Source organism: Sediminimonas qiaohouensis DSM 21189 (genome assembly GCF_000423645.1).
Lineage (GTDB): Bacteria > Pseudomonadota > Alphaproteobacteria > Rhodobacterales > Rhodobacteraceae > Sediminimonas > Sediminimonas qiaohouensis.
In genome coordinates this window covers 105970-118557 of sequence record NZ_AUIJ01000003.1, presented here as the reverse complement: position 1 = coordinate 118557, position 12588 = coordinate 105970, and the positions used below count along the sequence as shown (strand labels likewise).

The 12588-nt window shown below is 66.3% G+C and carries 11 protein-coding genes; 3 read left to right on the top strand and 8 right to left on the bottom strand.

Annotation, left to right across the window (positions count from 1 at the left end):
- Positions 1–128: 128 nt before the first annotated feature.
- Complete coding sequence (locus G568_RS18290; protein WP_037373686.1) at positions 129–698, top strand: DUF1523 family protein; 570 nt, start codon at positions 129–131, stop codon at positions 696–698.
- A 7-nt stretch (positions 699–705) separates the two neighbouring features.
- On the opposite strand, the gene G568_RS0104690 is transcribed toward G568_RS18290, so the two are convergent.
- The 5 genes from G568_RS0104690 to nth all read right to left on the bottom strand — a co-directional run bounded on the left by G568_RS0104690 (position 706) and on the right by nth (position 6256).
- Positions 706–1764 (bottom strand): acetate/propionate family kinase, encoded by a 1059-nt coding sequence (locus G568_RS0104690; RefSeq protein ID WP_026756939.1) that lies wholly within the window; start codon positions 1762–1764, stop codon positions 706–708.
- On the bottom strand, positions 1761–2702 hold the full coding sequence (locus G568_RS0104685) for a phosphate acyltransferase (RefSeq protein WP_037373704.1): 942 nt from the start codon (positions 2700–2702) through the stop codon (positions 1761–1763). Before G568_RS0104685 ends, G568_RS0104690 begins: the two co-directional genes overlap by 4 nt.
- A gap of 76 nt (positions 2703–2778) precedes the next feature.
- Complete coding sequence (pdxR, locus tag G568_RS0104680; RefSeq protein ID WP_026756937.1) at positions 2779–4239, bottom strand: MocR-like pyridoxine biosynthesis transcription factor PdxR; 1461 nt, start codon at positions 4237–4239, stop codon at positions 2779–2781.
- Positions 4240–4622: 383 nt separating this feature from the next.
- Positions 4623–5615: an adenosine kinase gene (locus tag G568_RS0104675; RefSeq protein WP_026756936.1), complete on the bottom strand. Its 993-nt coding sequence runs from the start codon at positions 5613–5615 to the stop codon at positions 4623–4625.
- Entirely contained in the window at positions 5612–6256 is a 645-nt protein-coding gene (nth, locus tag G568_RS0104670; protein ID WP_026756935.1) for an endonuclease III, read from the bottom strand. Before nth ends, G568_RS0104675 begins: the two co-directional genes overlap by 4 nt.
- A 124-nt stretch (positions 6257–6380) precedes the next feature.
- Between nth and G568_RS0104665 the strand changes: the two genes are divergently transcribed.
- Positions 6381–7235 (top strand): methylated-DNA--[protein]-cysteine S-methyltransferase, encoded by an 855-nt coding sequence (locus G568_RS0104665; protein ID WP_026756934.1) that lies wholly within the window; start codon positions 6381–6383, stop codon positions 7233–7235.
- 330 nt (positions 7236–7565) lie between these two features.
- Complete coding sequence (locus G568_RS0104660) at positions 7566–8228, top strand: YiaD family glycine zipper/OmpA-like lipoprotein (RefSeq protein WP_026756933.1); 663 nt, start codon at positions 7566–7568, stop codon at positions 8226–8228.
- A 46-nt stretch (positions 8229–8274) separates the two neighbouring features.
- Here G568_RS0104660 and G568_RS19660 read toward each other — a convergent pair whose 3' ends face one another.
- The 3 genes from G568_RS19660 to G568_RS0104645 are packed head-to-tail and all read right to left on the bottom strand — an operon-like array spanning position 8275 to position 12525.
- Positions 8275–9009: a 2-dehydro-3-deoxygalactonokinase gene (locus G568_RS19660; RefSeq protein WP_051202754.1), complete on the bottom strand. Its 735-nt coding sequence runs from the start codon at positions 9007–9009 to the stop codon at positions 8275–8277.
- 36 nt (positions 9010–9045) lie between these two features.
- Entirely contained in the window at positions 9046–10797 is a 1752-nt protein-coding gene (locus G568_RS0104650; protein ID WP_037373700.1) for a SulP family inorganic anion transporter, read from the bottom strand.
- A gap of 51 nt (positions 10798–10848) precedes the next feature.
- A complete protein-coding gene (locus G568_RS0104645) occupies positions 10849–12525 on the bottom strand; it encodes a bifunctional protein tyrosine phosphatase family protein/NAD(P)/FAD-dependent oxidoreductase (protein ID WP_026756931.1) in 1677 nt (558 codons plus the stop codon).
- Between the last annotated feature and the right edge of the window lie 63 nt (positions 12526–12588).

The following is a 12588-nucleotide window of genomic DNA, read 5'->3' as shown; positions in this document are numbered from 1 at the left end:
CGCGGCGCGCGGCATTCAAGCCCGTGTCTGTTGCGGTTCCCCCTTTGCCGCGGGGCGTCAACCGTCGTATGAGGGAACGGCCCGCGCCACCGATTCCGGCCGTGGGCCCGCGCAGGAAGGGAGCCGTGATGTTTTACGTGAAATGGGGTGTTCGGATCGTGATGTTGCTGCTGGTGGCGGCGTTCCTGCATTACACCTTGCCGCAGCACGATATCGCGCGGATCAACGACACCTATGAAAAGCGCGTCGATTTCGGCGCCAACAGCATTTTCTGGGCCAGCGGCGGATCGGGGAACGCCAGCGGCACGGTCAACCGCGACGTGTTTTTCATCCAGGCGTTCCGTGCAGACGAAAAACCGATGGTTTACCGAAACGAGGATACCGGCTGGGGCTGGCCGCCGTATTTCAAATTCGACACGGCGAATCTGCAGGCGGAGGCGTCGAACCTGATCAGCAAACCGGGCGAAGGCACGACGCAATGGGTCGCGATCCGGCACTACGGATGGCGCAGCGAGTTGCTGTCGATCTTTCCCAACGCGGTCAAGGTGTGGCCGGTGGAGGGGCCCGATGTGCGGATCATCCCGTGGCGCAACATCGTGATCCTGGTGGTGCTGTTCGCGACCTTCTGGGCGATCCGGGTGCGAGTGCTGCGGTTCTGGGACAGGCGCGTGGCGCCGATGTTCGACAGCGGCGAATAGGGAAGCCCTAATCCAGAAGGCGCAGCGCATCGCGCGCGATCTGGCGTTCCTCGTCGCAGGGGATGACGTGCACCGGCACGTCGCCCAGGAATGACAGGTGCCGCGTGATCGCGTCGCGCACCGGGGCGGCGTTTTCGCCGATGCCCCCGGTAAAGGCGATGGCGTCCAGCCCGCCCATCGCCACGATCGCCGATCCCGCCTGCCGCGCCGCCCAGTAGCAATAGTGATCGACGGCGAACCGCGCGCGCGGGTCGTCGCCCGACAGCAGCGCGGCCATGTCCGCCGTGCCGCCCAGCGCGCGCAGGCCGCTGTCGTGGTTGAGCAGATGCGCCGCCCCCTCCAGCCCGTGATCGGCGGCAAGGCGCAGAACCGCCATGCCGTCGATCTCGCCGGGGCGGGTGCCCATGACCAGCCCGTCAAGCGGTGAATACCCCATCGAGGTGGCCACCGATCGCCCGTTTTGAATGGCGCAGAGGCTGGCGCCACCGCCAAGGTGTAGGGCCAACAGGCGCTTCGGCAGGTCGTCGGGGCGCAGCGCCTCGACCAGCGCGGCGTAGCTGAGCCCGTGAAAGCCGTAGCGGCGGATGCCCTTGGCGCGCTCGGCCTCGGGCAGGGCGTAGGTGGTGGCCAGATCCGGGCAGGTGGCATGAAAGGCGGTATCAAAACTGCCGAATTGCGGCAGGTCCGGCGCGCGGGCGGACAGCGCCCGAATCGCCGACAGGTTATGCGGGTTGTGCAGCGGTGCCAGCGGCGTGCAGGCATCGATCCGCGCCAGCACGTCATCATCAAGGCGCGCCGGGGCGATCAACGTGGCGCCGCCATGCACGATACGGTGCGCCGCGCAGCGCAGGCCATCGGGGGTAACGCCGCGATCAGACAGCGCAGACAACAGATGATCCAGTGCCGCGCCATGATCGGGGGCGGGAATGGCGGTATCCGTGCCATCCACATGCAGGCAGGCGTCGCCGCCGATACCGGCCACTTCGGCAGTCAACTGGCGCGTGAGCGCGCCGGTGAACAGCGCGATCTTGATCGAGCTGGAGCCCGCATTGACGACCAGGATCATTGCCCGCCCCCCGCCGCCGCGATCACGCCCAGCGCCGCCGAGGCAATCCGCGCCGGTGCCCCCTGCGCGCGCGAAGTCAGCAGGATCGGCACCTTGGCGCCCAGCACCACGCCCCCCGCGCAACAGCCCATGCCCAACATCATCAGCTTGAACACGGCGTTGCCGGTGGTGATATTCGGGGTCAGCACGATATCGGCATCCCCCGCCACGGGCGATGCGTAATGCTTGGCCTCGGCCGCCGCGCGCGAGAATATCAGGTCAAGCGCCATCGGCCCGGCCACGTCGGCCTGCGGCAGGGCGGTGCGCGCCCACGCGGCGATCTGTGCCGCCTCGACCGAGTTGCGCAGCGACGGGATCGGGTCCTCGTTCGCCGACAGGATCGCGGCCTTGGGCCGCTCAATGCCCAGTTGCCGCGCCAGCGTGATCGCGTGGCGCAAACAATCCTGCCGGGTGGCGATATCGGGGTCCACGTTGAGCGCGCCATCGGTCAGCAGCAGGGGCCGGTCGGAATGCGGCGCGGTGATGTGAAAGACATGGCCGCAGCGCATGCCATCGGCCCGCAAACCGGCGGCGCGCGGCAACAGCGCCTTGAGGAAGGCCGAGGTATGAACCTGCCCTTTCATGATCGAATCCACCTGGCCGATGCGGGCAAGTTCGGCGGCCTTGGCGGCGGCGGTATCGCGGGGCGCGTGGATCAGGCGCAGGTCGCTTATGTCCCAACCGATCGCGTCGGCGGTGGCGCGGATCTTGTCGCTATCGCCGATCAGGATTGGCTCGGCCAGGCCGGCCTCGGCCGCTTCGCGGATGCCGGAGAGGGGATTTTCGGCGCCCGCGTTGACCAGTGCCACGCGCGGCACCGGCAGGCCGTGCGCACGATCCAGCAGGCGGCGGGGTGCGTCGGCGGTGATGGGGGACAGGAAGGGAAACGGATCTTGCATCATGGCGCCTTGGGTTTTGGGGCTGCGCCCTGCATGGCACGGCTGAATGACGAATGCACGACCGCCATCCGCCGCATCAGGCGCGGGCCTGCGCAGCGGCCAGACGGGCGACGCCTTCGGCGATCCGGTCGGCGGGGATCGAGGAATAGGCAAGGCGGTAGAAATCATGCCGTGGGCGGGCCGGGTCGAAGAAGGACCAGCCCGGCTCGATCAGCACATCGCGGGTCTTGAGGGTGGCGGCCAACGCGGCGCTATCGAGGCCATGCAAGGTGCGCATCCAGAAGGCCGAGCCGCCGAACGCCCCCTGCCCCGCGACCGACAGGCCATGCGCATCGAGCGCGTCCTGCATGACGCGCCGCCGCTCGGACAGGACGCGGCCCATGCGCCGGATCTGCGCATCGTAGTGGCCGAGGCTAAGGAAATAAGCCGCCGTGCGTTGGATATGGCCGGGCGGATGGCGCAGGACAGTGGCGCGCAGGGCGCGGGCCTCGCGGATAAACGGCTCGGGGCCGACGAGGTAGCCAAGGCGCAGGCCCGGAAACAGCGATTTGGAAAAGCTGCCGATGTAGATCACGCGGCCATCCTCGTCGAGGGACTTGAGCGCCGGAGAGGGGGCCGAGAGGAACGACATCTCGAACTCGTAATCATCCTCGACGATCAGGGCGTCGAGGTCGCGCGCGCGCTCCAGCAGGGCATGGCGGCGCGCAACCGGCATGGTGGCCGAGGTCGGGCATTGGTGCGAGGGGGTGGTGAACACGACATCGGTATCGTCCGGCAGGGCCTCGGGCGGGAGGCCATCGGCATCCACATCCACCGCCGCGAGATTGCAGCGCGATTGCATCAGGATATCGCGCTGCGCCGGGTAACAGGGGTTTTCCACCGCCGCCACGCGCCGTTGATTCAGCAGCACCTGCGCCGCCAGCCACAGCGCGTTCTGTGCGCCCATCGTCACCAGGATTTCCGACGGCCGCGCCAGTATCCCCCGGCGCGGCAGGGTGTGGCGGGCGATGAATTCGATCAATTTGGGATCGTCACGATCGTAAAGGTCCGCCGTCAGCGCCGAGAAATCCCGCGCGCCAAGCGCCTGAAGCGCGCAAAGCCGCCAGTTGGCATGGTCGAACAGGGCCGGGTCGGCCTGCCCGTAGATGAAGGGGTAGCGGAAACTGGCCCAATCGTGCTGTTTCTCGCCGGTGGCACCGCCGGTAAACCGCTGCCCGATGGCGCGGGTCCAGTCCACCGCGTCGCGCCGGGGTGGCGCGGGGTGATCGGGGCGCGGCTCGGGCGCAGTGGGCGAGACGTAGAAGCCCGAGCGCCCGCGTGAGGTGAGGTAATCGCTGGCCTGCAACTCGGTATAGGCCAGCGTCACGGTGATGCGCGAGACGCCCAGATGCGCCGCCAGCTTGCGGGTCGATGGCAATTTCTCGCCCCGCTGGAACCGGCCCGACAGGATGCCATTGGCGATCATCGCCCGTATCCGGGCCTGAAGCGTGCCCTGATCCTCTGCCGCCAGAAAGAATGTCTCGACCGGAATTGCCATTCGCGCAGGTTATACTGGACCTAGCGGGAGGGCAATCTGGTCTGATGGTGTGCGTGGTGTTTTCAGGTGGGGTGTGGGCCGGATTGCCCGGAATAAAGGCGTCGCACGCGCCGCCGGGCAGCGCCCGACCGCCCCCAGGGCGGGCGCTTTTTCAACGTCACAATACCGAAAGATCGTTCGATGTGGCTGCACGATAAAGTGCCTCGCTCACCCCTTTCAAACGCCCACCCGCGGTCGGGCACTACCCTTTGTTGCGCTTTGAATAGATGCGTTTTTCATTCCACATTGCGGAGCGGCTCCACCTGCAACCCACATCAGACGGAAACACGATCTACGGTAGACGCCATGGCGCAACCAGTTTGCCACGCGCATCACCCCGGCCTTCAGATCAATCCGTTCTGGGCGAACAACGCCTTTAGGTCGGCCTCGGGGCGGGCGCCGTAGTGGCCGATCACCTCGGACGCGGCGACGCAGCCCATGCGGCCCGACACCTCAAGCGACTGGCCGTTGGCCATGCCAAAGAGGAACCCGGCGGCAAACTGATCGCCCGCGCCGGTGGCATCGACGGGGGTAACCTCTTGCACCGGGACGGTCACGGTCTCGTCGCCCTGCGCCAGCACCACGTCATGCCCCGAGCGGGTGCAGACGATCAGCCCGCTCTCATTAGCGGCGGTTTCCAGCGCGGTGCCGAGGTCGTCGGTTTCAAAAAGCGCGCGCCATTCGTGTTCGTTGCCGATGACGTAGTCCAGCTCTTGCAGCAGCTTGCGGAAATCGGCGCGGTGACGATCGACGCAGAACGGATCGCTAAGCGCGATGCCGGCCTTGCCGCCGCCCTTGCGGCAGGCGCGTGCGGCGGCCTCGAACGCCTGTTTGCCGCGGGGCTTGTCGTAAAGGTACCCTTCGAGAAACAGTATTTCGGCCGCGCCGGCCACCTCGTCGGGGACATCGTCGGGGCCCAGGTCGGCCGAGATGCCAAGGTAGGTGTTCATCGAGCGCTCGCCATCGGGCGAGACGAAGATCATGCTGCGCGAGGTGGGGTGATCGGCCTTTTTCACCGGCACCGGGGGATTGACGAAATCGGTGCCTCCATTGGCCATTTCATCGGCATAGAAGCGGCCCAGGGCATCGGCGCGCACCCGGCCGATGAACGCGGTGCCAAGCCCGAGGTTGCCCAGCCCCGCAAGCGTGTTGGCGACCGATCCGCCGGGGCGGCGGGTGTGGCTTTGCATCGCGTCATAAAGTAGCTCGCCGCGCTCGCGCTCGATCAGTTGCATGACGCCCTTCTGGATGCCCATGCGATCCAGAAACGCGTCATCGGACGGGCAGATGACATCGACGATGGCGTTACCGATGCCGACAACCTGGTATTTGGTCATGGTGTTTTGTCCTCGTATAAGCAGAGATCGCGGATCAGGCAGGCGCTGCATTTCGGCTTGCGGGCGACGCAGGTATAGCGACCATGCAGGATCATCCAGTGATGCGCGTGGCGCTGGAAATCGGCGGGAATGTTGTCTTCGATGGCGCGCTCAACGGCGATGACATCCTTGCCCGGGCACACGCCCGAGCGGTTGCCGAAGCGAAAGATATGGGTATCAACCGCCTGCGCGGGCATGCCCCACCACATGTTCAGCACCACGTTGGCCGTCTTGCGCCCGACACCGGGCAGCGATTGCAGCGCAGCGCGGGAGTTGGGCACCTCGCCACCGTAATCATCGACCAGGATGCGGCTGAGCTTGATGACGTTTTTCGCCTTGTTGCGGTAAAGGCCGATCGTCTTGATGTACTCGATCAGCCCCTCCTCGCCCAGCTCCAGCATCTTTTCGGGGGTATCGGCCACCTGAAACAGGGCGCGCGTGGCGCGATTCACGCCCGCATCGGTGGCTTGCGCGCTAAGCGCGACGGCAACGACAAGGGTGAAGGCGTTGACATGCTCAAGCTCGCCGCGCGGCTCGGGCTCGGCCGCGTGGAAGCGGGTAAAAATCTCGCGTATCGCGTGGTAATCCAGTTGCTTGGCCATGGTGCTTTCTATGCCCGCACGCGCGGGCGGGGGCAAGCGAAAGCACCTGCGGCGAAAGCGCAAGTTCCGGGTCGCGGCGTGGGGGCGATGCGCGCTATTGTGCGGGCAAGAGGATGAGGCGATGATGACCGACACCGACCAGAGCGATACCTACCACTACCACGTGATGCGCCGCGCAATTGCCGAGATCGACGCCGCCGACGCGCCCTTGACGCTGGATCAACTGGCCGAGCGGATGGGGATGAGCGCGGCGCATTTCCAGCGCCTGTTCACGGCGTGGGTGGGCGTGTCGCCCAAGCGGTATCAGCAATACCTGACGCTGGATCACGCGCGGCACCTGCTCAGGGCGCGGTGCAGCACGTTGGAGGCGGCGCAGGGCGCCGGCCTGTCGGGGGGCGGGCGGTTGCATGATCTGTTCCTGCGGTGGGAGGCAATGAGCCCCGGCGCCTATGCACGGCGCGGCGCGGGCCTGACGATCCGGTACGGCATGTTCCAAAGCCCATTTGGCGAAGTCTTGGCAATGGGCACCGAGAAGGGCCTGTGCGGCATGGCCTTTACCGGCGAGGTGGGCGAGCAAGCAGCATGGCAGGACATGAGCGGCCGTTGGCCCGAGGCGCGGTTTGTCGAGGACGCGGATGCCCTACGCGATTGGGTCGATGCGGCCTTTGGCGGGGGCGGCGCGGCGCGGCTGCACCTGATCGGGGCGCCGTTTCAGATCAAGGTGTGGGAGGCGCTGCTCAGGGTGCCGACGGGGCATGTGACCACCTATGGCGAAATCGCAAGCGCCATCGGCAACCCGCGCGCGGTGCGCGCCGTGGGAACGGCGGTGGGGCGCAACCCGGTTAGCTGGCTGATCCCGTGCCATAGGGCGCTGCGCAAGTCCGGGGGCTTGGGCGGGTATCACTGGGGGCTGCCGGTGAAACGCGCGATGCTGGCGTATGAGGGCGCGCGGGCCGATGCCGGGGACGATGCGGCGTGATCCTCGTGCTATGGATTGAGAAGGGCACACCGCCAGGTTCGCGCCCGACCCCGAGGGTGGGCGCGGCAAGGCTTGGTGCAAGGTTTACGCAAAACACCAGCGCTGCAACTTGTCGTGACGTTGACCCAATTTGCGCCCGCCGTTTTGCCGAAGGCAAACCTGTGGTTTGACGGGGGCGGGGTCGGGCGCGGACCGGATCGCAGGCGATCCGGGGGCAAAATACGTATGGTGCGCGGTTTGCCGCCGACAAAAGTCGGGTTTCATCTTGGGTCAGGGGCGCGTGCCATATATAACGGTCTGGAAACAGGAACCTGACACGAGGCGACCAGAATGACTTTTGCAAGTAAATCCGTCCTGCTGCTGGCAGGTGCATCCCTTTTGACAGCGACCGCTTGTACCGATCCGGCAGACCCCTATTCGGGCCGGCCCGGCGACAAGACGCAGCAAGGGGCGTTTCTTGGTGGGCTTTTGGGGGCCGCCACCGGCGCATTGACCAGTGACGACAAGACAAAGGGCGCACTTGTGGGCGGCGCTATTGGCGCGGGTGTCGGTGCCGGGATCGGGTATAACCTTGACAAGCAGGAGGCCGAGCTGCGCAACCAGTTGGGCAGCGAGGCAACGGTGCGCAACACCGGCGACCGCCTGATTGTGACGATGCCGCAGGATATCCTGTTCGCCACCGACAGCGCCGAGGTGAGCGCGGTCCTGCGCGACGATCTGCGCGCGGTCGCGCGTAGCCTTAACAATTACCCGCAATCCAGGGTTCAGGTGCTTGGCCATACCGACAACACCGGCAGCGCCGCGTATAACCTGGATCTGTCGCAGCGCCGCGCAGGCGCGGTGTCGAGCCTGCTTATCACGTACGGTGTCAGCGCCAGCCGAATCACGAGCGTCGGACGCGGCGAGGATCAGCCGATCGCGTCGAACCTGACGCCGGAAGGCCGCGCGCAGAACCGCCGCGTCGAGATCGTGATCCTGCCGCAGGGGTCGTGATCGCAGCCAAGCCATGTGGCGCGCCTGCGATGCGGGCGCGCCGTTTTTATTGGTGAGATGCGCGGCGGTGCAGCGCGGCCAACCCGGCCTGTGCCGCATCGGCGGCGCTCAGGCGCTCGGGCCGCGCACCTTGGGCAGACAGGGCATCTGAATACGCCTCGGCCAACGGGTCATCCCCGATCAGGATGATCTGCTGACCCAGCCAATAGGGGCGCGCGGCGGCTAGCTCCGCGCCGATCAGGTGGCCCAGTATGGCCGCGACATTGCCGCCAAGATCGGCCTGCGCCAGGTGCGCGGCCAGTCGCTCGGGGCGGGCCATGGTATCGCCAAGGGCCTGCGCATCGGCACCACCATCACCACCCAGAAGCCGGGACAGGCGCGGGGTCAGGAAGCTGGCGAAGCTGACAACCTCGCCGGCGCTGACATGCGTCCATTGCGTTTTGTCGGCGTCCGGCAATAGCGCCACACCGTCCCAGTTGGGCCGCTGCGCCAAGGTGCCGGACAGGCGCAGGCAGGCGGTGGCGGGCAGCAGGCCAGGCGGCGCATCTTGCGATAGTGGCGAGGGCGCGCCGGCCTGGGGCAGGATGGCGGCGGGCACGGGGCGCGCGGGCGTGGCGGCGCGATCACTGACGATCAGTGCGCCGGCGTCGCCCAGATGCGCCTGCACCTGCGCGGCACTGTCGCCATGCGCCGATGCGGCCACCTGCCCCGCCCCGTCAAAGGCCCAGCCTTGGGCGGTCTGCGGCCCCTCTTCGATCCCGATCCATACCACATCTGACATGCGCCATGTCCTACGCGGGTGGCGCGGGCCGGTCAATCAGGCCGATTCCACCCCGTGCCGTGAGCCAAGCGCGCGTTGTGCGTCGTATTGCGACAGGAACACCTGCCCGGTCATGTCATCAAGGAAATGGCTACGCTTGAGGCGGTCCATCACGGGGCCCTTGACCTCGGACAGGTGCAGGGTAATGCCCATATCGGACAGGCGGCGGTTGATCTCTTCCAGGCTTTCCAGCGCGGACATATCGATTTCGTTCACAGCCGAGCACATCAGCACGACATTGCGGATCGGCTCGTCGCGCGCGACGCGGTCATAGACGTAATCCTCAAGGAACCGCGCATTGGCGAAATAGAGGCTTTCGTCGATCCGCAGGGTCACCAGCGTCGGGTCGGTTTCGACCTTGTGGCGCAGAATGTTGCGGAAGTGCTGCGTGCCGGGGACAAGGCCCACCTCGGCCACGTGGGGGCGCGATGTCTTGTAGAGGAACAACCCGATCGACAGGATCACCCCCGCCGATACGCCGGTTTCCACGCCGAACCCGAGGGTCAGCACGATCGTCGCGGCGACGGCGGCGAAATCCACCCGCGAATAGCGCCAGGTGCGCGACAGGATCGAAAAATCAACCAGGCTAAGTACGGCAACGATGATCGTCGCGGCCAGCGTCGCCTTGGGCAGGAAATAAAGCAGCGGCGTCAGCAGCAGCGCCGCCAGCAGGATACCAATGGCGGTAAAGGCCCCGGCGGCGGGCGTTTCGGCGCCAGCGTCGAAATTGACGACCGAGCGGGCAAAGCCGCCGGTGACGGGGTAGCCGCCTGTGACGCTGGCCGCGATGTTGGCGGTGCCGAGGCCGACCAGTTCCTGATCGGGCACGATCCGCTGGCGCTTCTTCGCGGCGAGCGTTTGCGCAACGGACACGGATTCGACGAACCCGATGATCGAGATCAGCAGCGCCGACACGAACAGCGACGACCACAGATCGGCGTCAAAGGCGGGCAAGGTCAGGGGCGGCAGGCCCATCGGCACCTCGCCCACAATGGCAACGCCGTACCCGTTCAGGCCCAGCACCCAGACCGCCAACGTGGTTACCGCGACCGCACCGACCGGGCCGGCCTTGGTCAGGATATCGGCGCTACGCGCACCGAAGCCCGAGCGCAGCAACAGCGGCTTGAGCCCCTTGCGCACCCAGAACAGGAACGCGGTGGCCGCGACACCGATCACGGCGGTGATCGGGTTCATCGCGGCGAGGTTTTCCAGCAGCGAGCCAAGCAGCGTCGGCAGGGAATGGCCATGCGCCTCGACCCCGAGGATATGCTTGAGCTGGCTGGTCGCAATCAGGACCCCCGACGCGGTGATGAACCCGGCGATCACCGGGTGGCTGAGGAAATTCGCGACGAACCCGAGGCGCAGCAGCCCCAGCACCGTCAGGATCAGCCCCGAAATCAGCGCCAGCGTGCCCGCCGCCACGGCGATCTGCGCCGGGTCGGTCAAGCCCAGGTTGCCCACCGCCGCCGCCGTCATCAGCGACACCACCGCCACCGGCCCCACCGCCAGCGCGCGGCTGGTGCCGAACACGGCATAGGCCACCAGCGGCAGGATCGACGCATAAAGCCCCATTTCCGCCGGCAGACCCGCCAGCAGCGCATAAGCCAGCGATTGCGGGATCAGCATGATCGTCACGATCACCGCGGCAATGGCATCCGATGTCAGGGTGTCGCGATCATAGCCTTGGGTCCATTGCAGGATCGGCAGGTGACGCGCGAGGCGGGCACGGCCGGGAAGGGGCGGTTTCATGTCCATGTCCTTGGCGTGTGGCGGGGCGGGCGAAACGGGCGCGCGGGGGGCTTAGCGGGCAGAGACCTTTTCGGGTTTGGCCATCCATTCCCGGCCCCGCAGCATCGCCTTCCAGTAAACCGGCGGCAAGAGCTGTTCCTTGAGCCACCACGCCGCGCGCGTCGGTTTGGTGCCGTTGATCACCCATTTGGGGAAGCTGGGCAGCAGCGCCCCGCCATAGCCAAACTCGGCCAGCACGATCTTGCCCCGCTCGACCGTCAGCGGGCAGGAGCCGTAGCCGTTGTAGATCGCCGTGGGGGATTTACCGTCGATGTCGTCGGCCACGTTTTCCGCCACCACCGGCGCTTGCATCCGGGCCGCGGCGGCGGTTTTCGCGTTGGGGGCGTTCATCACGTCACCCAGCGACCAGATATTGTCATACCGCGCGTGGCGTAGCGTGGATTGGTCCACGTCCACCCATCCCGATGCGGCGTCAGCCAGCGGCGAGACGCGGATGAAATCGGGCGCACATTGCGGAGGGGTGACGTGCATCATGTCGAATTCGACCGTGACGGATTCTGGGTCGGTGCCCGGTTTTTTCACCTCGAATGTCGCGGTTTTCGCCGGGCCGTCCACGGCGACGAGGTTGTGGAAGAAATCAAGCTGCGCGCCGTATTTCGCGATGTATTGCTCAAGCGCGGGCACGTAGTCCTTGACCCCGAACAACACGCCGCCGGCGTTCATGAAATGGATGTCGATATCGCTCAACACGCCCTCGCGGAACCAGTGGTCGCCCGACAGGTACATCGCCTTTTGCGGGGCGCCGGCGCATTTGATCGGCATCGGCGGTTGCGTGAACAGGGCGCGGCCCTTTTTCAGGCCCTTGACCAGTTCCCACGTATAGGGGGCCAGATCATAGCGGTAGTTGCTGGTCACGCCATTGCGGCCCAGCGTCTCAACCAGCCCGTCAACGGCGTGCCAATCCAGCTTGAGCCCCGGGCAGACGATCAGGCGGTCGTATTTCACGACGCGGCAGCCATCGAGGATGACAGCGCTGTTGTCCGGCTCGAACGCGGCGACGGCGGACTTGATCCAGTGGACACCCTTGGGGATCAGGCTCCCCATCGTTTTGGCGGTGGTTTGCGGGTCGAACACGCCGCCGCCCACCATTGTCCAGCCGGGTTGGTAATAGTGCACATCGGCCGGGTCCAGAATGGCGATATCCAGGTCGGGCTTGCGCGCGCGCAGGCTGGAGGCGACGGCGATACCTGCTGCGCCGCCGCCGACGATCACCACGTCAAAGCGCGCATCGCCGGTGTCGGTGGGCGTCTTGCCGCCATTGGCGATGCGGCGGGCGACGCCGGCCATGTCATAGCCAGCGGCCTGCGCCGCAGACAGGATTTCGGGCACGGGGCGGCTGGCCGCGGCAGACAGGGACCATAGAGTGGCCGAGCGGGTGCCAGTGCGGCAATAGGCCAGCACCGGACCGGGCAGATCGCGCAGCGCGGCGCCGAAAGCGGCGGCATCGTCATCCGACACCTTGCCAGAGACAACGGGCAGGTAGCGCGCATCGATGCCGGCCTTTTCCGCCGCGGCGGCAATCTCGCTATACGCTGGCTGATCCGAACCTTCGCCGTCGGGGCGGTTGCAGATGATCGCGCGATAGCCCTGCGCGGCCAGATCGGCAACGTCATCGGGGGCAATCTGTGGGGCGACGGCAAGCGCGTCTGAGATCCTGCGGGGGTCCATGCACATCCTCTCGGGTGGTAAGGCAATAATGGAATATCGATAACGTATTAATTAGTTTGAATA